The organism is Shewanella sp. TC10 (assembly GCF_009663145.1).
Taxonomy (GTDB): Bacteria; Pseudomonadota; Gammaproteobacteria; order Enterobacterales; family Shewanellaceae; genus Shewanella.
This window is the reverse complement of the sequence record NZ_VKHR01000053.1, coordinates 16136-38085: the sequence shown is the minus strand read 5'-3', so window position 1 is coordinate 38085 and position 21950 is coordinate 16136. Positions and strand designations below refer to the sequence as shown.

14 protein-coding genes and 1 pseudogene are annotated in these 21950 nt (G+C 41.9%); 12 read left to right on the top strand and 3 right to left on the bottom strand.

What is annotated here, in order from left to right:
* The 7 genes and pseudogenes from FNZ24_RS16535 to FNZ24_RS16505 all read left to right on the top strand — a co-directional run.
* Positions 1-151, top strand: a pseudogene (locus FNZ24_RS16535) (adenosine deaminase); the annotation flags it as partial.
* A 641-nt stretch (positions 152-792) separates the two neighbouring features.
* A complete protein-coding gene (locus tag FNZ24_RS16530; RefSeq protein WP_153915942.1) occupies positions 793-2547 on the top strand; it encodes a DUF4856 domain-containing protein in 1755 nt (584 codons plus the stop codon).
* A gap of 87 nt (positions 2548-2634) precedes the next feature.
* Positions 2635-3873: an imelysin family protein gene (locus FNZ24_RS16525; RefSeq protein ID WP_153915941.1), complete on the top strand. Its 1239-nt coding sequence runs from the start codon at positions 2635-2637 to the stop codon at positions 3871-3873.
* The gene (locus tag FNZ24_RS16520) at positions 3873-6098 is read left to right on the top strand and encodes a TonB-dependent receptor family protein (RefSeq protein ID WP_228768519.1); all 2226 of its coding nucleotides are present in this window, start codon (positions 3873-3875) and stop codon (positions 6096-6098) included. Before FNZ24_RS16525 ends, FNZ24_RS16520 begins: the two co-directional genes overlap by 1 nt.
* Before the next feature lie 84 nt (positions 6099-6182).
* A complete protein-coding gene (locus FNZ24_RS16515) occupies positions 6183-7157 on the top strand; it encodes a sterol desaturase family protein (protein WP_194945084.1) in 975 nt (324 codons plus the stop codon).
* A gap of 401 nt (positions 7158-7558) precedes the next feature.
* On the top strand, positions 7559-8257 hold the full coding sequence (locus FNZ24_RS16510; protein ID WP_153915939.1) for a DUF3581 domain-containing protein: 699 nt from the start codon (positions 7559-7561) through the stop codon (positions 8255-8257).
* 219 nt (positions 8258-8476) lie between these two features.
* Positions 8477-8863 carry a glycine zipper family protein gene (locus FNZ24_RS16505; protein WP_153915938.1) on the top strand — a complete coding sequence of 129 codons (387 nt, stop codon included), beginning with the start codon at positions 8477-8479 and terminating at the stop codon, positions 8861-8863.
* A gap of 118 nt (positions 8864-8981) precedes the next feature.
* Here the strand turns inward: FNZ24_RS16505 and FNZ24_RS16500 are convergent, their stop codons facing one another.
* Both FNZ24_RS16500 and FNZ24_RS16495 read right to left on the bottom strand, forming a co-directional pair.
* A complete protein-coding gene (locus FNZ24_RS16500; RefSeq protein WP_153915937.1) occupies positions 8982-9662 on the bottom strand; it encodes a lysozyme inhibitor LprI family protein in 681 nt (226 codons plus the stop codon).
* 119 nt (positions 9663-9781) lie between these two features.
* The gene (locus FNZ24_RS16495; RefSeq protein ID WP_153915936.1) at positions 9782-9985 is read right to left on the bottom strand and encodes a cytoplasmic protein; all 204 of its coding nucleotides are present in this window, start codon (positions 9983-9985) and stop codon (positions 9782-9784) included.
* Positions 9986-10234: 249 nt separating this feature from the next.
* On the opposite strand from FNZ24_RS16495, the gene FNZ24_RS16490 reads away from it, so the two are divergent.
* Both FNZ24_RS16490 and chrA read left to right on the top strand, forming a co-directional pair.
* Entirely contained in the window at positions 10235-10672 is a 438-nt protein-coding gene (locus FNZ24_RS16490) for a MarR family winged helix-turn-helix transcriptional regulator (protein ID WP_153915935.1), read from the top strand.
* 124 nt (positions 10673-10796) lie between these two features.
* On the top strand, positions 10797-11948 hold the full coding sequence (gene chrA / locus FNZ24_RS16485; RefSeq protein WP_153915934.1) for a chromate efflux transporter: 1152 nt from the start codon (positions 10797-10799) through the stop codon (positions 11946-11948).
* Between the two features lie 86 nt (positions 11949-12034).
* Here the strand turns inward: chrA and fdhF are convergent, their stop codons facing one another.
* The gene (gene fdhF / locus FNZ24_RS16480) at positions 12035-16294 is read right to left on the bottom strand and encodes a formate dehydrogenase subunit alpha (RefSeq protein ID WP_153915933.1); all 4260 of its coding nucleotides are present in this window, start codon (positions 16292-16294) and stop codon (positions 12035-12037) included.
* Between the two features lie 676 nt (positions 16295-16970).
* Here fdhF and FNZ24_RS16475 point away from each other — a divergent pair.
* The 3 genes from FNZ24_RS16475 to lysS all read left to right on the top strand — a co-directional run bounded on the left by FNZ24_RS16475 (position 16971) and on the right by lysS (position 21524).
* Complete coding sequence (locus FNZ24_RS16475; protein WP_153915932.1) at positions 16971-18635, top strand: methyl-accepting chemotaxis protein; 1665 nt, start codon at positions 16971-16973, stop codon at positions 18633-18635.
* Positions 18636-18910: 275 nt separating this feature from the next.
* Positions 18911-20009, top strand: a protein-coding gene (prfB, locus tag FNZ24_RS16470; protein ID WP_194945083.1) for a peptide chain release factor 2 whose coding sequence is annotated in 2 segments (ribosomal slippage) — positions 18911-18985 and positions 18987-20009 — 1098 coding nt in all. Because the reading frame shifts where the segments join, the coding sequence is not laid out codon by codon here.
* A 12-nt stretch (positions 20010-20021) separates the two neighbouring features.
* Entirely contained in the window at positions 20022-21524 is a 1503-nt protein-coding gene (gene lysS / locus FNZ24_RS16465) for a lysine--tRNA ligase (protein WP_153915928.1), read from the top strand.
* Positions 21525-21950 lie beyond the last annotated feature (426 nt).

The window sequence follows — 21950 nt, the reverse complement described above, 5'->3', positions numbered from 1 at the left end:
CAGTAATATTGATATTCAACATGAATATCGCATCGCAAAATCTGAGCTTAAATTATCGGATGATCAAATTAGCCAAGTGCAGCGTAACGGTGTTGAAATGGCATTTTTATCAGATAGTGAGCGCAAAGCTCTATACGCCTCAAAGCTTTAAATAATTAGGGCCTGTTGATCTTTCTAGGTTGTTTTTGCAGCGAATTGTTGGTCAKTTGTACAAGGCAGAGACTTTGTGGTGTAGTTATTCTACATAAAAAGTCGATAACGCAGTAAAAATGACCAACAAACGCTGCCCGAAGGGTTCGACTAAAAGCGTTTTACTCTTTGTTGAATGAACTTTGCTTAGATGACTAGGCATCAATTCATCCGCCTCGATTAAAACGCTTTTATTTCGAACAAAACTTAACCTGCAAAGATCAACAGGCCCTAGAACAACTCTACAAATGGGTTGTCCTTTTTGATCTTATCAGCCAATTGCATCATTAAATTGGCTATTAGTACTTTTAATCCTCCTCAATGAAATTTACATTGTAAGCGTTATGTTTCTGATTTTTATCATTTAAGTTATACCTCTACCTGCTTTTCTTACTCTGCATTTTAATTCCCTTAGTAAAGATATGGTTAATTTGTTTTTAATTCATTCACTTAGCTTTTTGTGGGTTAGAGGTATTTAATTTAGTTTTTGCTTAAAAAATATTGCGAATAAGATGAATTATCATTATCATTTGATTATTGTTTACGTAATAAATTGTTAACATCTTGGCTTTGAGCCGGTAGCTTTTGTATCAAGGGAATAATATGCAACTTAATAAAACAGTTTTAGCGACGACTATCGCACTTTCATTAGGCTTACTTACTGCATGTGGCGGTTCGGATTCAGACTCTTCTGATACAGGCACTACAGAACCAACAAACGCAGCACCGACTGATATCTCTCTTTCTAATTCTACCGTTGATGAAAACATGGCGGGTGCGACTGTAGGTACGTTAACTGCGACTGATAGTGACTCTGGTGATTCTCATACTTTCACATTAACCAGTGATCAGTTTGTTATTGATGGTACAACACTAAAATTGATGGATGACGTAACGTTAGATGCAGATTCTGCTGAAACGACAGAATTCACTTTAACTGTTACAGCTACCGATGCTGCAGGTGAAACCTTCAGTAAAGACCTTACTGTGACAGTTAACGACATCATGGATCGTTATACTTTCGATAGTAAACTGAATGATGGCGAATCAAGCGTTTCATACACAGGCCAAACTGCACGTCACATTTTAATTGCAGAGTTAAACCAGTATATTTCTTCTACATTAGAAGCTGAAATTGATAGCAATGAATTAGCGACTAAAGATGAAGTATTGGCCAAGCTTAACTACTTCTTCAACCCTGATGAAGAAACGCAATATCCTGATTTACCAATTACTTTCATCGATGACTCTAAAGACGGTTTACTGTCAGATATTACTGGTTATAAAAACTTAACGGGTAAAGTTGCTGGTAATGATACTGGTGGACAACACGAAGATTGGAACAATGGCGCATTTGCTGGTTGGGGCGAAAAAGGCTCAACAACTCCTTCTGCATTAATCGACACATTATTTGATCGTTTAGCTGATAACGCTGTTGCTAAAATCAACGGTGAAGTTCGCCAAGATGTATTGGGTAATGACATCTCAAAAGTATACCTTGATGAAAACGGTGTAGATTTAGCACAGTTAATTCAAAAGTTCCTACTTATGTCTATCACTTACTCTCAAGCATCTGATGATTACTTTGGTGCTGACACTGAAGGTAAAGGTTTAACAACAGACAATATTAACCCTGCAAAAGATGGCGCAGCGTATACCAACCTTGAGCATCAATTTGATGAAGGTTTCGGTTACTTTGGTGCGGCACGTAACTACCTTGAATACAGTGATGTAGAAATTGCAGGTAAAGTGACTGATGACGAAGGTCGTGCTGACTGGAATGGTTCTCAAGATACTGATGGCGACGGCAAAATTGATTTACATTCAGAGTATAACTTTGGCCAATCTGTAAATGCCGCAAAGCGTGATTTAGGAACAGCAGATAACGCTATGCCTACTGATTACACTATGCAAGCTATGGAAGCTTTTATTGCTGGTCGTAAAATCATTAATGACAATGTTGGTAGCGCATTAACTGATGCTCAAATGACAGAGCTTGAAACCTATGCAATGGCAGGTGTTAAAGCTTGGGAAAATGCTATCGTCGCTACTGTTATTCATTATATCAATGATGTATCAGCAGACTTAGAGCCACTAGCAACAGGTGGTGACAGTGCTGATTTCAATTACGAAGACCTATCAAAGCACTATTCTGAAATGAAGGGCTTTGCATTGGGTTTACAGTACAGTGAGTACGGCGTAATCAGTGATGAAGATTTTGAAACCATGCATGATTTATTTGGTATGGCTCCAGAATTAACCGGTGATGTTGATGGCTATATTGCTGATTTAGAAGCGGCCCGTGACATTTTACAAGCAAGTTATTCTCTTGATGCAGATAACGTTGCTAACTGGTAAATCCTATTGTGATATGACCTCATTGAGGTAAAAAGCTTGGCGTTGAAAAACGCCGAGCTTTTGTCGTTTTTAGAGTAAGGGAATTTTATGAAACCACAGCATTCATTTTCAGCATTATTTTTAGCCATTGGTGCGACATTTTTAGTGGGTTGTAATGAAAGCACAAGCAGTGATGCAGGTGCAGATTACGGGAATAATGGTGATACTTCTTCAGACTTTGATCAGCGCGCATTAATTACTAATATCGTTGATGGTGTTATTACACCGACTTTCCAGCAGTTTGCTGCCAAGAGCTTGACCCAAGCAAACGAAATCGAAGCGCTTTGTGTTGCTGAGTTAGGCAATCAGCAAGGATCGGTTGATGCAGCAGGGTTGCAAGCCGCCACAGAAACTGCGCAACAAGGTTGGCGCTCTGCAATGGACCAATGGCAGCGTGTTGAAATGATGCAAATTGGGCCGCTATTAAATGATGATGGCGCATTAAGAAACAAAATATACTCTTGGCCAGTGATGAGTCGTTGTGGTGTCGATTTAGATGTCGTTTCTTATGAAAATAACGATATTAATGGTGTTCCTTACGATATTTCTGCGCGAACGCCAGCGCGTAAAGGTATGATAGCGCTTGAGTATTTGTTGTATAACCCAAGCCTAGAGCATAGCTGTACAGGCAGTGTCACTCCTGAAGGTTGGGATAACCGCACCGATGAATCTCGTCGTCTTGCTCGTTGTGAGTTTGCCGCTGAAGTCGCTCGCGATATCAATGTGAATGCAAACGTATTAGTCACTGAGTGGAGTGGTGATGATGGCTACGCAGCCACGTTAAAATCCGCTGGTGAAACCGGCAGTAGTTTTGCGACGGTTCATGAAGCCGTGAATAAGCTCAGCGATGCATTATTTTATATCGACAGTGTTACTAAGGACGGCAAGATAGCAACGCCACTTGGTTACTTTGCCAATACCTGTGGTACTAGCGTTTGTCCGCAAGATGTTGAATCCCCTTTATCAGCTTATTCCATCGAAAATATTGCCAATAACCTTATTGCCCTGAAAGCTTTGTATGAAGGCGAAGATGGATTGGGTTTTGATGATTATTTAGTAGATGAAAATGATGCAGCTACAGCAACCTTGATTACCCAAAGCATTGATGCCGCTATTGCTAATGCACAAGCTTATCAGCTGAGTCTAGCTGAAACATTAACAGCCGATGAGCAGCAAGTTATTGATACTCACTCGGATGTTAAGGCGGTTACCGATACGCTTAAATCTGATTTTATCAATACCTTAGCGCTAGAGTTACCACAAACATCAGCTGGAGATAACGATTAATGAACCGTTTATTAATGACTAAAAAGCTGGCGTTAGTGTTGGCGATACAATCTTCTTTGGTTAGTTACAGTGCTATTGCTGCTGAAGATGAAGAAAAGGCCACTAGCAACGATAGCTACATGGAACAAATGCAAATTATCGGCCGCGACCAAAGCTTAAATAAAGCCACAGGTTCAGCGACGTTAATTGATGAGTTAGCGCTAGAGCAATTCAAATTTGATGATATTAACCGGGTGTTATATAGCGTACCTGGGGTCAATATTCGTGAAGAAGACGGTTATGGTTTACGTCCAAATATTGGTTTTCGTGGTGCGACGCCTGAACGTAGTAAAAAAATTAATATCATGGAAGATGGAGTGCTCATCGGCCCTGCGCCATATTCTGCAGCTTCAGCTTATTACTTCCCAATGACGGCAAAAATGACCGCTATTGAAGTATTTAAAGGTCCTGCTGCGATTAAATATGGCCCTAATACCGTTGCGGGTTCGCTGAACATGGTGACTCGCGCTGTACCACAAGACTCTGAAGGGTTAATTGATGTCTCTACAGGAACCGATGGCTTGATGAAAGCTCACGGGTACTATGGTGATACTATTGATAACTTTGGTTTTTTAATTGAAGGCATTCACATGGAGGCCGACGGTTTTAAAGAACTTGATGGCGGTGGTGATACTGGATTTGAAAAAAATGATGTCATGGCAAAGTTACGCTACAACCTTGATGGCGACACAGTCGATCAAGTGTTCGAGCTAAAACTGGCTTATGCTAACGAAACCTCAGATGAAACTTACCTAGGTTTAAGTGATGACGACTTTGCTGCTAACCCTAATAGACGCTATGTGGCGAGTGAATTGGATAACATGGATTGGACTCATACCCAGTTCCAGTTAAATCACTTTGTCACCAATGAACATTTTGAACTGACCACACGTGTGTATCGCAATGACTTTGAGCGTGCATGGTATAAGGTTAATGGCTTTAAAGGCGGTTTAGTTAATCGCAGTTTACAAGAGATTTTGGCCGATCCAGATAAAGATGAAACCAACCAACGTTTTTATCAAATATTAACAGGACAAGAAGATAGCGTTGCTGAATATGAAAAAATGACCTTAGGTAATAACGATCGAACTTATTTTACCCAAGGTATTCAAGCTGATTTGAACTGGAATATGGAGTTAATGGGCTATAACAACCACTTTGAGGTTGGTGCTCGCTTCCATCAAGATCAAATCGAGCGCGATCACACCACTGATGATTACCTAATGCGCAGTGCAAATTTAGTGACTGACGGTGAGCCAACTAAAGCGTCGACCACTGATAGAGAAAGCACAGATGCCATTTCAATCTATTTCCAAGATACCATTAGCATTAATGCATTAGACATTACTGCGGGTGTTCGTGGTGAGTTTATTGATGCGGAATATCAAAATCGTGCCCCAGGTGCTGAGGAAGATTACTTAAATAAAGAGACCAGTATTTGGTTACCAAGCTTAAGCCTATTTTATGCTTTATCAGATAACGCTGGTTTATTGTTTGGTGTGCATGAAGGCTTTCTACCGACAAGTCCTAAGCAAGACCCAACTATTGAGACAGAAAGCAGCGTTAATTATGAATTAGGTGGCCGTTATAATGACGGTAACTTTAATTTAGAGGTTATCGGCTTTTTCAATGACATTAGTAACCTAAAAGAAGGTTGTCAGTTCTCTAGTTGTGGTAGCGATGATGATACTGAATTTAATGGCGGCGAAGTGGATGTCATTGGTTTGGAGTTAACTTCAGGCTACGCGTTTAATATCAATGATAGCTTAGAATTTCCTATTTCAGTTTCTTATACCTATACCGAGTCAGAGTTCAAAACGAGCTTTAGTTCAGGCTTCGATATGTGGGGCGAAATTGAAGCAGGTGATGAATTACCTTACTTACCAGAGAATCAAGTTTCATTGAATTTAGGCTTAGTGAGCAATCAATGGGACGTCAATATGATTGTCCGTTACATTGGTGAAATGTTAGAAGCTTCAGGGGAAGGTGTGGTGCTTTCTGGCAGTAAAACTGAAGCCTTAACTGTGGTCGACATGTCTGCAAGCTATAACTTCAATGAATATGGCCTAGTGTATGTCAAAGCGGATAACGTTTTTGATACTCAAGAGATTGTTAGTCGTAGACCTTATGGCGCAAGACCGAGTAAACCACAGCAATTTCAAATCGGTTATCAGTATCGTTTTTAAGCTTTATTCGATAATGTATTGCTCACGATGGATATAAAATGGTCGTGAGCAATAAGTGGTTTCGAACTTGAGGTTAGTATGTCAGTGGTAGAGTTTTTATCGAGTAATTTTGTGGAGTTAATAGGGTATCCATTAGATGCAAATAAGCGCATTTTTGGACTATACCTTGTTGGTGCAATTTTGCTGGCTATCCCTGTTTACTGGCGAATGAAGACACCTAAATCAGTGATTGGCTTTGGTCGGTTCCTATTTCCCAAAGCCATTTACTTATCTCGCTCAGCTCAACATGATTACTTACTTTTAGTCTGTAATAAGCTGATAAAGGCTATTTTATTTGCACCGCTATTATTTACTATGGTGCCTATTGCGTTAGGGCTAAGTGATTTTTTAGATTTGTTGTTTACACCTATTGAGCCTTTGACGCAAAACCTGACAATTATCATCACTGTATTTACGGTTTTATTGTTTATTCTTGATGATTTAACCCGTTTTTTATTACACCTAGCACTCCATAAAATTCCCGTCTTGTGGGAATTCCATAAAGTACATCACTCGGCGTCAGTGATGACTCCTTTTACCATTTATCGCACTCACCCAGTTGAAAGTTATTTGTATGCTTGTCGGATGGCATTAACCCAAGGGATTGCTGTAGGCATCGGGTATTACTTATTTGGCCCAAACTTGAAAATGTTTGATGTGCTTGGTGCTAATGTGTTTGTGTTTTTATTTAATGTGTTTGGTTCAAATTTACGTCATAGTCACATTTGGCTGTCTTGGGGGGATAAGATTGAAAACTGGTTTATCAGCCCAGCTCAGCATCAGATCCATCACAGCATTGCAAAAGAACACCGCGATACTAATCTCGGTTCTGCATTATCGCTATGGGACAAACTTTATGGCAGTTTAATTAAAGCATCTAGTGTTAAAAACTTAACCATTGGCGTTTCAGGACAACCGGGCCATGACACGTTAGTGGGGATTTATATTAACCCTTTCAAACATGCTTTTAGTCACTTAAGTCGAATGGTTAAGCCTAAAAAAGTACCAGATGCAGAATAGTTACATATTTTTCATAAGCTTATGTATACCCATGATACTTAAATATACAAAGTCAGCAAGGCAAATAGTGCTAAGATGCTAGGCATAAAATTGAAGTATAGTTATTCTACATCGATATTTTATAACAACGCAGATTGGCGCTATTTGATTTGCCCAACGGGGCGCAAGCTCGAAAACCACTGCTACGTTGTAAACTTTGAAAAGTGAATAACAATTACCTCAGCTTACGCCTTGCATTGTTATCCGAGCTTGTGCCTGACAAAGCATCTTGAGGTAACATGGGTATATATTGTAGTCATCGGCTGAGTGTTTTTGGTTTTTTCTAGTACACTCTATGCCTCTAAAAAAAGCCCAGCTCGACGAGAGAGGGATTTCTTTCACGAAAATAAGAATGGATGTATATGTTTTTGTCACCGTATTATGCCAAGCAAGATCAGAGTGTGTTTATTTCAGCCCAGCAAGCAAGTGATTTTGCAAAACACGTCGCCGAAGATTTTAACCCTATCCATAATGTCGGCGCAAAACGCTTCTGTGTTCCTGGTGATTTGTTGTTTGCCTTAGTGTTAACTGAATTTGGTTTAAGCCAGAACATGCAGTTTAAGTTTGCGGGTATGGTGGGTGATGGCATTGAGTTAAACCTTGATAACCAAGCAGGTGATAACTTCAGTATTTGTGATACTAAAGGTAAAGAGTATTTGCATATCGAACGTCAAGGTGAAGTATGCCAGTGCGATATACAAACCGCGGCTTTCATCAAAAGTTATGTGGCATTTTCAGGGCTTAACTTTATTCATGTATTAGTACCGATGATGAAAGAATACGGCATGATGATTAACCCGAGTCGACCTTTGGTTATCTATGAAAGCATGTCGTTCCATTTAGATACTTTTGACTTCACTGAGATGAGTTTAGAGCTTGTGGAGCAACATATGGACATTAACGGTAAACGTGGTGATGTGACCCTGCAGTTCGAATTAAAGAGCGAAGGTAAGGTTATTGGTACTGGTGTTAAAACATTAGTACTCAGTGGTTTGCGTGAATACAACGAAGAACAAGCCCAGCAAATGTGTCACACATACGAAAGCAGTAAATTAAGCTAAGTCACTGTTAATGTGAATATGTAGAAATAAAGCAGCGTATATCGCTGCTTTTTTGTGCCTGATGGATAGTATTATTCCATCGGTAAATAACGATATTCCGTTTTTACACTAAGCTTTAGGTAGGATAGGTTTTGTTAATTGCATTAAGAGGCTTAAATAAGCGAAACCTTAAGTAAGCAAAATAATGCAGATAAGTTTTCTCCAGTTTGAGGCATTCACATGAAAAAATTACTACTGATTTCAATGACCTTATTTGCTTTTTCAGCTAACGCAAATATCATTTATGATAAAACAGGCGTAGATGATAAAGATTTCGTATATGACGAACATCAGTGCACCGAAATGTCGCAACAAGTTCAAAAGAATAACAGTTCTCGTGGCGTAGTGAGTAGCGCTGCAAAAGGCGCTGCAGTTGGCGCAGCGGGTACCGCTATTGCCGGTGGTTCAGGTTCTGACGGTGCAAAAGTGGGTGCGGGTGTTGGTGTGGTTTCAGGTTTGTTAGGTGGCTCTCGTGATAGAAGAGCTAATGAAGCCAATTATCAAGCTGAAAAAGAAACAGTAATCCGTAACTGTATGGCAAATCGCGGTTATACGATACTCAACTAACAACTTTATAAATGCGCTTTTTTATCACCATGGGTGGTTAGTGCGCATTAGCTAAATAAATTAAAACCATGTCTTAGGACATGGTTTTTTTGTTTAACGCTAGGCTTTTAAGTTTAAATTATTGTGTTTGGCAGCTTAAATCAGCTTGCTCAAATTGGCTAAAAGTCGCTTCCCCTTGATGAGTCCAAAAACTGAAATTCTGTCCTTGGTATTTTGCCCCTGAGGCAGTGCGAGTTATCAGTGCGATATTCGTCGCTTTGATATAATTCGAGGTCGGTGAAATTGTTAACATGGCAGCAGGTATGGCTGTTTCATTGTAAAAGTAAGCAGTAATCTTAGTCAGGGTACCGTTAGCTTGCGAACCACATTCATATTGAACTGGCTCAGGCACTTCAAATTCAGCAGCGGCAATTTGTAATTCAGTTAAACGTGTTTCATAAGAAGATTGGACACACTGTTTGATATCTGCAGCCTTCCAACAATCATCTCGCCCTTTAATCCAACCTCTTTGAAATGCTTTAAAGGTTGCGACTTCGTCGCTACCTATTTGATTCAGGGCTTTTTTGTATGTTTCAGATAATTGCACATCAAGCTGAGCCAATTGACTGTCTTCACAAATCAATAATTCGACTTGTCCTTGGGCTTTATCGCAATCATAAGCTGGAGATACACTATTAGTTGCAAAAGTAGTTGCAAAAGTAGTGACAAAAGTAGTGGCTAAAGCTGAAAATGCAAAAACTACACTAGAAATAGTGGCTGTGGTAAAAAGTGTGGTAAAAAACGAAGCCTGAATACGCATAATTATCAAGGTCCTGTTCTAAATCTCTTATAGAACAAATCATAGCGTATTCAGATTTATTTAGTACAGTTTTTAAACTGTTAGTCTCAGCAGTAATTTTAAGCTTTAGTGCTAAATGTTTAAGCTTTAGTGCTAATAATATGCCCTGTATTACCGACTGGTTGCGGTGCAGCTTGCTCAGCAGGTAAAGCTGCTTCAATAAGTTGCAGAGCCATTTCACCTTGGACTTTTTGTTGATCTTTTGACATTGCTGCTACTTTCAAACTAGTTGCAGAGTCAATGTTGGTTGGCATCGATGATGGAGCATTAATAGATAAAGACATGGGCGTTCACTTATAAGTTATGGCTATAAAATACGACATGTAGATAGCTTAGTCCTTTATCGGCTTGAGTATAAAATTCTTAAGCAAAAAAAATCTCAATCAAAAACACTCAATCAAAAACACTCAATCAAAAACTTTTAGCCCAAAAAGAATTCACTGCTAAAGGTAATAGCTTGCGCACAATTAAAATATGCTAAGATGAGTGAACGCTTTTTAAAGCCTTTAATATTTTAAAATTAAGGAGTGATCATGAGCCAAGATTTTGATCCCTTAGCACTAGAGAACCAAGTCTGTTTTGCGATGTACAGCGCCACCAATGCGCTTATCCGCGCTTATCGTCCACTCTTGGATGAGTTGTCGTTAACCTATCCACAGTATTTAGTCATGATGGTACTTTGGAAAGAGTCAGGTATTAGCGTCAAAATCTTAGGTGAAAAGTTACATTTAGATTCAGGTACATTAACCCCGTTACTCAAGCGATTAGAAACCAAAGGTTTAGTGATACGTGATCGCAATAAAGATGACGAGCGTGTGAGAGTATTGCACCTCACTGATGAAGGTAAAGCGCTACATGATCAAGCCAAGACAATCCCTGAGTTAATGCGCTGCAAGGTCGGCGGAGACAGTGAAGAGCTGCGCCAATTAAAGCTGTTGAGTGAAAATGCCTTAAAGCATTTACAAAGATAACTATTTTAAAGTGCTGTCATAAAAGTTAAATTAATCTGTCATATACTCAGAGCTAACATACCCACCAATCTCAACATTGGCTTGAGCACTATCCTTTTGTAAAGGAATTGGAAGTAGTTTGATTATGTGGCAAATTTTTACCCGCTTTTTAGCATTAGGCTTTATCAGCTTTGGTGGCCCTGCGGCCCATATTGGTTACTTTAGACAAACTTTTGTCAATGATCTGAATTGGCTTGATGATAAGCGCTACGGTAGTTTAGTGGCATTAAGTCAATTTATGCCAGGCCCAGGTTCAAGCCAAGTGGGTTTTGCCATTGGTTATCACCGTGGAGGCTTATTAGGCGCAATTGCTGCATTCGTTGGCTTTACCTTACCTTCCTTTGTCTTACTGTTTCTCTTAGCTGTTACCAGTGCACACTGGCTTGAAACTACTGCCGTCGGCGGCGCAATTCATGGACTCAAATTATTAGCGGTAGTCGTGGTAGCAGATGCGACACTGGGCATGTTTGGCCAATTCTGCCAACGAAAAACTGCGCGAATGTTAATGGTGGCAACAGCAGCCAGCATCATGTTATTTCCTTCATTATTAACCCAAATAGTGGTGTTACTCATTGCAGCTATTGTCGGCTTTGTTGTGCTCACAAAAGGGGAAAATATTACCCCCGAAAATACCCCTATTAAGCTTAATTTTGGTTGGCTTGCGGTGTTTATTCTTGGGCTACTCAGCAGTTTTTATTTGATTAACCAAACTGGCACTCTAGGTCAGGTTTTTGCTCAGTTTTATCAAGTGGGCAGTTTAGTCTTTGGTGGCGGCCATGTGGTACTGCCATTACTTGAGGCTAATGTCGGCGAGTTAGTGGATTCTGACCGCTTCTTAACCGGTTATGCGTTAGCCCAAGCTGTACCTGGTCCTATGTTCACCCTTGCAACATTTTTAGGGGCAGATTTGTGGCTAGAACAACCGATTTTAGGCGCTATCGTTGCAACACTTGCGATCTTCATTCCTGGTTTTTTATTGATGCTGGTGGGACTTAAAAGCTGGCATGCGATTAGTGAACGACCTGCTATTTCAGGGGCGATCGCAGGCGTTAATGCTGCAGTGGTTGGGTTATTGTTAGCAGCGCTATACAGCCCTGTATTTACTTCTGCAGTTATTGAACCTATTGATATGGCGTTAGTGTTAATCGGCTTTGCTGTGCTAAAAATCGCTAAACCTAACATTGTGTTATTAGTATTAGGTTTTGCGGCAACAGGGGCGCTGATAAGCTTGTTTTAGACACTCGGTTTAATGTTAGTTATGAAATAAAAAAAGGCAGCTAATAGCTGCCTTTTTTGTGCTTATTAACCAAATATCTTTTATGGTTAAGCTAATGCATGCTCATCAATATTCATTGGTTTATGAGTGCTCGAATGAGTGACTCGCTCAGCTTTCACCGCACAGACCTTAAACTCAGGGATTTTGGCCACCGGATCAATGGCGTTATTAGTGAGCTTGTTTGCTGCAGCTTCCGCAAAATGGAACGGTAAAAACAACACCCCAGCTTGAGCGCGCTTAGTGACAAATGCGCTGATTTCAATTTCTCCGCGACGAGTGGCAAGCTTAACCATATCGCCATTGTTCACGCCCAATTGCTCTGCATCAAATACCGACATCATCACTCTTGGCGTGCCTAATGTATCTAAACCTTGGGTTTTACGACTCAAGGTGCCGGTATGGAACTGCTCTAATAAGCGCCCCGTTGATAATACCAATGGGTATTCTTCATCGGTGGTTTCAGCAGGACTGCGATGCTCAACGGCGGTAAATAATCCTTTACCCTTTATTGGCCCTTTTAGGTGCAATACTGAAGTACCAGTATCTTGTTCATTAGTGCAAGGCCATTGAATGCCTTTGCTAGGCTTACCGTGCTCATCATTATTGAGTCTATCCCAGGTGATACCTTGGTATTGCGGCGTGACTTGGTTTATCTCGTTAGTGATGGCTTGCTCGTCAGCATAGTGCCAGTTAGCCCCCATTTTATTGGCGATAGCGTGGATGATTTTCCAGTCTTGCTCGGCTTCACCTGGTGGATTTAACACAGGTTGCAGGCGCTGCACGCGGCGTTCAGTATTAGTGAAGTGACCACGTTTTTCTGCAAATGAAGCAGCTGGTAGCACGATATCAGCCATTTGAGCGGTTTCAGTTAAGAAGATATCTTGAACCACTAAAAATGGAATTTTCTCTAAGGCTTCGAGTACATGAGCTTGGTCCGGATCGCTAAGAACGGGGTTTTCTCCCATGACATACAAGGCATCCACTTCATCATGTGTGATGGCATGCATCACTTCGGTGGCCGTTAAACCAATGTTTGGCGAAAGTTGGGTATTCCAGTGTTTTTCAAACTTAGCTTGCACTTCAGGGGTATCCACTTTTTGATAACCAGTGTAGTACTGAGGCAATGCCCCCATATCACAGGCACCTTGAACATTACTTTGACCCCGAAGTGGATTAATACCCGCGCCAGATTTACCTAAGTTGCCACATAGCATTTGCAAGTTAGCAATGGCAGTGACATTGTCATGGCCAGAAGTATGTTGGGTGATCCCCATGGCATAGTAAATGGCTGTTTTTTCTGCTGTGCCGATTAATTTAGCCATCTGGGCAATTTTTTCGGCATTGATACCACACACTTTAGCCGCATTTTCTAACGAATATTTAGCTTGTAATACCGTGTCGATAACCGCGTCAAAGCCCTCGGTGTGCTTGGCAATGTAATCTGTGTCGTGCCAGTTATTGCGAATGATTTCTGCCATGATCGCATTGATAAGCGACACATCAGACCCTGGCTTTTGCGCCACATACAACTCAGCTTCATCAGCAATAGAGACTCGCTTAGGATCGGCAACCATCAAACGTGCGCCATAATGACGAATTGCTTGTTTGATTTTTGAGGCTATGATTGGGTGAGCATTACAGGTGTCAGAGCCTAAAATGAAGATCAAATCAGAATCTTTAATACCGGGAATATCACCCGTCATCGCACCACTACCTAAACTTTGCTGCAATGCAGATACTGTGCTGGCGTGGCATAGACGGGCACAGTGATCGACGTTATTAGTGCCGAGTACAGTGCGGACAAATTTTTGAATTAAGAAGTTATCTTCGTTGGTTGCCTTTGCAGACGCTAAGGTGGCAATGGCATCACCGCCTTTATTGGCTTTTACTTGAGTAAACTTATCTGCAATGGTGTCGATGGCTTCATCCCAGGTACATGGAATAAGCTCGCCCTGTTTACGAATAAGCGGCGTGGTAAGACGTTGCTCGCTTTGAATAAAGTCATAACCAAAGCGACCTTTAATGCACAACATCCCTTCGTTAACATCAGACTCGTTACTGCCTTCTACATGGCATATTTTACCTGTCGATGGTGATACGCTGACGTTAATTCGACAACCTACGCCGCAATAAGTACAGATGGTAGAAGTCGTTTCAAGTTGTTCCTTGCTGCCTTGGCGTTTATCACGGGCATCGACTAATGCGCCAGTAGGGCACACTTGCACACAGTTACCACATTGCACACAATTACTGTCGGCCATGGTGACGTTAAAGCCAACTCTTGGTGCGAGGCGTTCTTGTTGGGGGCAACTGTCTGATGCAGGAAGTGCTTGAAAGCTGTCTTTCTCAAAGCTAATGGCATTATGACCACTTTGCTGGCCACAGATATCGACACACTTGCCACAACTGATACAGCGGTTGGCGTCAAATTGAATAAACGGGCTGGTTTTGTCCACTGCAAACTGCTGCATGCTGGTGGTATCTAGCGCTTTGGCATCCACATGATATTCAGTGGCGTAGTCTCGCAATTTACAATCGGTATTGGCCTGACAAGCACATTCTAAACAGCGAGCGGCTTCTTTCATCGCCTCACTATGCTCAAACCCCTGTTCAACTTCATTAAAGTTAAGTTGGCGCTCAATGGCAGTGAGTTCGGCCATTTTATAACGAGCTTCAGGCTTGGTACTTGGGTAAAGCTCTGCACTGAGTGAAGCTGTTTTAGGGGCTTTAGTGGCATTAAACTGTTGTGGCGTTAGCTCACAGCTCAAACCTTGGTTGAGCAGTTTATCAATGGCAACTGCCGCTTTACGGCCATCACCAATGGCGGCAACTGCGGTTGCTGGCCCAGTACGCGAATCACCAATTACAAACAGTTTATCAACCCCTGCTGACATGGTGTGTTCACAGCCAATAAAGGTATTCCAACGACTTAAGGCAATCTCACCACTGGTTAAGTAACTGTCAGGATGCTCTAAAAAGCTCATATCTGGGGTTTGCGAAACGGCAGCTATCACAGTATCAAAGGCTTCGATAAAGGTTTCGCCAGTCGCTTTTGGTGAACGTCTACCAGATGCGTCAGGTTCGCCTAGTGCCATTTTAGCTAAGTTAATGGCTGTGACTTGGCCATTGTCATCGCTGATGTTTTCAACTGGGTTAGTCAGAAAGTGAAACTTAACCCCTTCAACTTCAGCTTCATGAATTTCATAAGGCTCAGCTGGCATCGCATCGCGAGTACGACGATAGATTAAGGTGACATCGTGACCTGCACGCACTGCGGTGCGCGCACAATCGATAGCAGTATTACCGCCACCAATCACCGCCACTTTTTTGCCAATCTGGTAGCTTTGTTCAGTGCAGTAATCACGTAGGTAATCAACGCCCAAATAACAGCCTGCTAAGTCACTACCTGGATAATTCATTGCAACGGCTTTTTGTGCGCCAATGGCTAAACAAACGGCATCATACTCATCTGTTAGCTGCTTTAAATGCACATCTTCGCCGAGGCGGGTTTGAGTTTGGATCTCAAGGCCATTTTCAGTCAGTAAGGCGATTTCCTTATCAAGGATTGCTTTAGGTAGACGGTATTCAGGAATGCCGTAACGTAGCCAGCCGCCAGCTTGGGGCATGGATTCAATAATGCGAACCTCATGGCCTTGATTTGATAAAAAGTATCCAGCGCTTAATCCTGCTGGGCCACTGCCGATAATGGCAACTTTTTTGCCTGTGTCGGGTTTGCGTTCAATTTGGTAGCTGTGCTCATCTGCTAAATCTAAGTCAGCAGCATGGCGCTTTAATTGACGGATAGCGACGGGCTCATCGACAAGGCCTCGGCGACATTCAGCTTCACAAAAAGCAGGGCATACACGGCCAATAGATAAAGGCAGTGGCAAAGTTTGCTTAATCACTTTTACCGCTTCGGTGTGATTACCTTGGGCGATATGAAACAAATAACTTTGGATATCAACGCCAGCAGGACAGGCTTGCTGACAGGGCGCTTCACAGTCAGCAAAATGATCAGACAAGATGTGGGTTAACGCTTCGCGGCGCAGCTCGCTAAGTTCAGCAGTTTGGGTGGTGACTTGCATGTTTTCGGCAACGGGCGTTTTACAAGCTTTTGCTTTACGGCAACTGCCATCGTTGTTGTTAATATCGACAACACAGAGGTTGCAATCCTGTTTATCAGGCGCTTCAGCTGAGCTTGAATCGCATAAACTAGGGATAATGATGCCTGCTTCCTGTGCAGCTTGGAGAAGATTCCTTTCACTATCAACCGACACTAATTTGCCGTCTATTTGGAGTGTAATCATCTTGTAGGCCCTGATGGAGTTATTGTTGGCATTTAAAAAGCCTTTATTAGTTCTACAAAATATACTGAATCAGATAGGAACAGAATGAAGTGAGGATGCTGAAGGCTGTTTTTGCAAACGGGTTCACGCTCAGTAATATTTTTGTGCACTAAACCGTTTTGTTGAACTGTTAGAATTTGATCTTGATCGTTTTTGACTAGGGGCTGTTGATCTTTGCCGGTTAAGTTTTGTTCGAAATAAAAGCGTTTTAATCGAGGCGGATGAGTTGATGCCTAGTCATCTAAGCACCTTTTATTTACAAAGATGCATCCAACAAAGAGTAAAACGCTTTTAGTCGAACCCTTTGGGCAGCGTTTGTTGGCCATTTTTACTGCGTTATCAACTTTTTATGTAGAATAACTACACCACAAAGTCTCTGCCTTGTATAAATGACCAACAACTCGCTGCAAAAATAACCTTGAAAGATCAACAGCCCCTAATGCATGCTGAACCGCATATTGAATGTGATTGGATTGCACGCTAAATGAATTATTAGCGCTCTATTATTAAGTTTTTTCTAATCTGTATCACATTGGCGTGATGTTTGTGATCAACTTATAGTTATTGTTGTGTTTTTGTAATGAATTTTGAGATCGTCTATATACTTTAAGAGTTTCCAACTTTAAAGGTAAGTTATATGCTGCGTTTATCCCTTCGAAATAAGCTTCTCGCACTTTCTCTTATTCCTCTTTTTGTCATTCTTACTACTGTACTTGTGCTGTTTTATATCAGTGCGCAAGATTCTCTCAACAATGACATTAATGACTTTCGTCACGAGTTAGTGTTAGAACGTAAAAATCAGCTCAAAGAAGCTGTCGAAATTGCTCAAGGTGTTGTTGAGTATCAAATTAATTTAGGTGCCCAAGGTAACGTTAATCAAGCTTTAAGAGATCTGCGCTTTGGTAGTGCGGGTTACTTTTTTATCTATGATGATGCTGGTATGAATGTGTTTCATGCAATGCAGCCCCAGCTTGAAGGGCAAAATAAAATCGATATGACCGACCCTAATGGCACCAAAATTATTGTGGGTTTGCTTAATGCTGCGAGATCGGGTGAAGGTAATTTTTCCTACTATTATCAAAAGCCAAATACGCAAGGGTTAACCGAGAAACTCGGCTATGCGGTTATGATCCCAAATACCAATTGGATGCTGGGCTCAGGTGCTTATATTGATGACATTGAAACTGTCATCGCCAAATTTGAAACCATGAAACAAGAAGAAATGAGTAACAGTTTGATGTTCTTTTTACTGGTTACTTCTGTATTAGGCGCATTGACTGCAGCAGCGTTAGTTGTGGTGGCACACCGTATGGTACACCCGATACAAACCATGGCTAACTCGCTGAACGATATCGCAAATGGTGAAGGGGATTTAACTCAAAGGCTAGTTGTTGAAGGCCATGATGAAATTGCCCAGTTAGGTTTGGCGTTTAATTTATTTGTTGAAAAACTCCAAGCCATTATCACCGAAGTCTCAGGTGCGACAGATGAAGTAAAAGGTGCTGCGAAAACCATTAACGATCAAACGGTGACGATCTCAAATCAGCTTTATAGTCATAACAGCGAGGTCGACCAAATCGTTACCGCGATTACTGAAATGTCGGCGACTGCAAATGATGTGGCACAAAACACCAATAGTGTTGCTGAAGCCACTGATGACGCATCTGACTTTGTGCTAAAAGCGCAAGAATGTGTGGATATTTCATTGAATGAAGTGTCGCAGTTAATGACCCAAATCGATAGCGCCGCTGACAACATTGAATCTTTAAGTGAGCAGTCTAAGAAGATTAATTCAGTGTTATCCGTGATTGGTGGTATTGCAGAGCAAACTAACTTGCTGGCGTTAAATGCAGCCATTGAAGCGGCAAGGGCAGGTGAGCAAGGGCGCGGTTTTGCGGTGGTTGCTGATGAAGTGCGCAGTTTGGCGAGCCGTACTCAGGCCAGTACCGTCGAGATTAATGAAATGCTATCTGAACTGCACAAGTTAGTCAGCCAGGCGGTTGAAGCGATGGAGCAAAGCCAGAAAAGCGGCGTTCGTTCAGTGGATTCATCCAAAGCGATTTCTGAAAGCTTGGGCGCGGTGACATCTTCTGTCACCAGCATTAATGACATGAGTACTCAAATTGCAACGGCGGCAACAGAGCAAAGCTCTGTCACCGAAGAGATCAATCGTAATATCAGTTCGGTGCAAGAAATCGTTAATGAGCTACTGTCATCTAGCCAGCAAGCGGCTGAGGTTAGCACTTCTGTGGCAAGTTCTGGTGATTATTTATCGACGTTAGTGAGTCAATTTAAGGTGTAAATGCATTATTGAATTGATGCGTTCATTTCGCAGTTTTAGTTAGATAAACGAGTCATGCCAGTATTTTTGGCTGGCTCTTTTTTATGCCTATTTAACATAGAAAGCTGTCGTTTCAAACGCCATTAAACTTATTCTATTCAATCGATTGTTATCACGGTTAGCTAAAGTGATAAAAAGTCATTAAAACGAGGGTGCTTGCCCCTAGGTTTAGCGCTAGCGATAGGTTAGAATACTCGGTTTGCAGCAATCTAAATTTCCATAAAGTAGAAATCATCATGTTTGAAGTAAATCCAGTTAAATTCAAGATCAAGGAACTCGCTGACCGCACCGAACTTCTTCGGGGGTATCTTTGACTACGCTGCTAAGCAAGAGCGATTAGAAGAAGTCACAAGAGAGCTTGAAAGTGCTGAAGTATGGAACGATCCAGATAATGCTCAAGCACTTGGTAAAGAACGTTCGTCATTAGAAGCCGTTGTTAAAACGATTGATGATATGGACAGTGGTCTTGAAGATATTGAAGGACTGGTTGAACTTGCCGTTGAAGAAGACGATGAAGAAACCTTTAACGATGCGAGCACTGAGTTAGAAGATCTTGAGAAACGTTTAGAGGAACTTGAGTTCCGTCGTATGTTCTCAGGTCCACATGATGCATCAGATTGCTATTTAGATATTCAATCAGGTTCAGGCGGAACTGAAGCCCAAGACTGGGCTAATATGATTTTGCGTATGTATTTGCGTTGGGGTGAAGCCCACGATTACAAACCTGAGTTGATGGAAGTCACCGATGGTGATGTCGCAGGTATTAAAGGCGCGACCATTAAATTTACTGGCGAATATGCCTTTGGTTCATTGCGTACAGAAACCGGTGTTCACCGTTTAGTGCGTAAGTCACCATTTGACTCGTCAGGTAAGCGTCATACTTCATTCTGCTCGGTATTCGTTTACCCAGAAATTGATGACTCGATTGAAATTGATATCAATCCAGCTGACTTACGTGTCGATACTTACCGCGCATCAGGCGCAGGTGGTCAGCACGTCAACAAAACTGAATCAGCGATTCGTATTACCCATTTACCGACAAATACTGTCGTGCAGTGTCAAAATGACCGTTCGCAACATAAGAACCGTGACGCTGCAATGAAACAATTAAAAGCTAAACTGTATGAGCTAGAAATGCTTAAACAGAATGCTGATAAGCAAGCAGCGGAAGACGCCAAATCAGATATTGGTTGGGGCAGCCAAATCCGCTCGTACGTGCTTGATGATGCCCGTATTAAAGATTTACGTACCGGTGTTGAAAACCGAAATACCCAAAGCGTCTTAGATGGCGATTTGGACAAGTTTATTGAAGCTAGCCTTAAATCTGGCCTTTAACGAGAGAAGAAGATGACTGAACAAACTCAAGACGAAAACAAGTTAATTGCAGAGCGCCGCGCGAAGTTAGACCACATCCGCGAAAACTGCCCAGCAAATGGTCACCCAAATAACTTCGATCGAAAACACAAGGCTGCCGATATTCAAGCTGAATACGGTCATCACACTAAAGAAGAACTCGAAGGCATGGACGTTCAACGTTCAATCGCTGGTCGTGTTATGGCTAAACGTGGCCCGTTCTTAGTTATCCAAGACGTATCTGGTCGTATCCAAGCTTACGCTGGTAAAGATGTTCAAAAAGATTTAAAAGCGACGTTCCAAGGTTTAGACATTGGTGACATCGTGGGCGTAACAGGTAAGCTGCACCTTTCAGGTAAAGGCGACTTGTACGTGAACATGGAGCAGTACCAATTGCTAACTAAAGCATTGCGTCCGCTACCAGAAAAATTCCACGGCCTAACTGACCAAGAAACTCGTTACCGTCAGCGTTATGTTGACTTAATCGTTAACGAAGAGTCACGTGAAGCCTTCATCATGCGTTCAAAAGTGGTTTCGGCCATCCGTAACTTCATGGTGAAAAAAGAGTTCATGGAAGTTGAAACCCCAATGATGCACAGCATCCCAGGTGGCGCTTCAGCTCGTCCATTCGAAACGCACCATAACGCGTTAGATATCGCAATGTACTTACGTATTGCACCAGAACTTTATCTTAAGCGTTTAGTTGTTGGTGGTTTTGAGCGAGTATTCGAAATCAACCGTAACTTCCGTAACGAAGGTTTATCGCCACGTCATAACCCAGAATTCACTATGATGGAATTCTATATGGCGTATGCTGACTTCAACGATTTAATGGATTTAACTGAAGAAATGCTAAGTTCAATCGCGACTGAACTTTGTGGTTCTCCACAACTTCCATACGGCGAGCACACCGTTGACTTTGGTGGCCCTTACGCACGTTTAAGCATGTTAGATGCGATTAAGAAGTACAACCCAGACAACGAAACGATTCAGTCTATGACTTACGAAGAAGTTAAAGATGTTGAGTTCATGCGTAACCTTGCGAAAAGCATTGGCATGACAATCGAAAAATTCTGGACTTGTGGTCAACTACTTGAAGAAATCTTCGGTGAAACAGCAGAGCCTCAGTTAATGCAACCTACGTTCATTACGGGTTACCCAGCGGACATTTCACCACTTGCACGTCGTAACGACGAAAACCACTTCATCACCGACCGTTTCGAGTTCTTCATCGGCGGCCGTGAAGTTGCAAATGGTTTCTCTGAGCTTAACGATGCAGAAGATCAAGACAACCGCTTTAAAGCGCAAGTTGATGCAAAAGATGCAGGTGATGACGAAGCGATGTTCTACGATGCAGACTACATCACTGCACTAGAGCACGGTTTACCACCAACAGCAGGTCAAGGTATTGGTATCGATCGTTTAGTGATGTTATTCACTAACACACACACCATCCGTGACGTGATCTTGTTCCCAGCGATGCGCCCACAAGGGTAATTGTTGGTTAAGCCGTTGGCTTAACAATCACGATTAAAAAAACCAGCCTACTTGAAAAAGTGGCTGGTTTTTTTGTGGATGGCTTTTCTTGGTTTTATCAATAGAAGTCACTTTATTAGGTTAGTTAATAAGTAGATCAAAGTCGTGGGTTTTCCACCCACACCCGAGCAAGAAGGGGATCAACAGCAATCCCCCTCTTGCATCTCCCTGTGCCGCTCCGACGAAGTGTTGTTCCTCATGCTATAGAGCGAATTAGCTACCGCCTCAGATTCGCCATCCATGGCTCAATCTGAGGCTATGTCGGCGTCCTGCCTCCATCACGCAAATTAGCTCAACGCATTCGGACACTTCCAACGGAGATTATTGAGCCCGCAGGTTCGTTTGGTTTAACTAGGTTGAAATTAGAGACAATATAGCTTTTGGTGC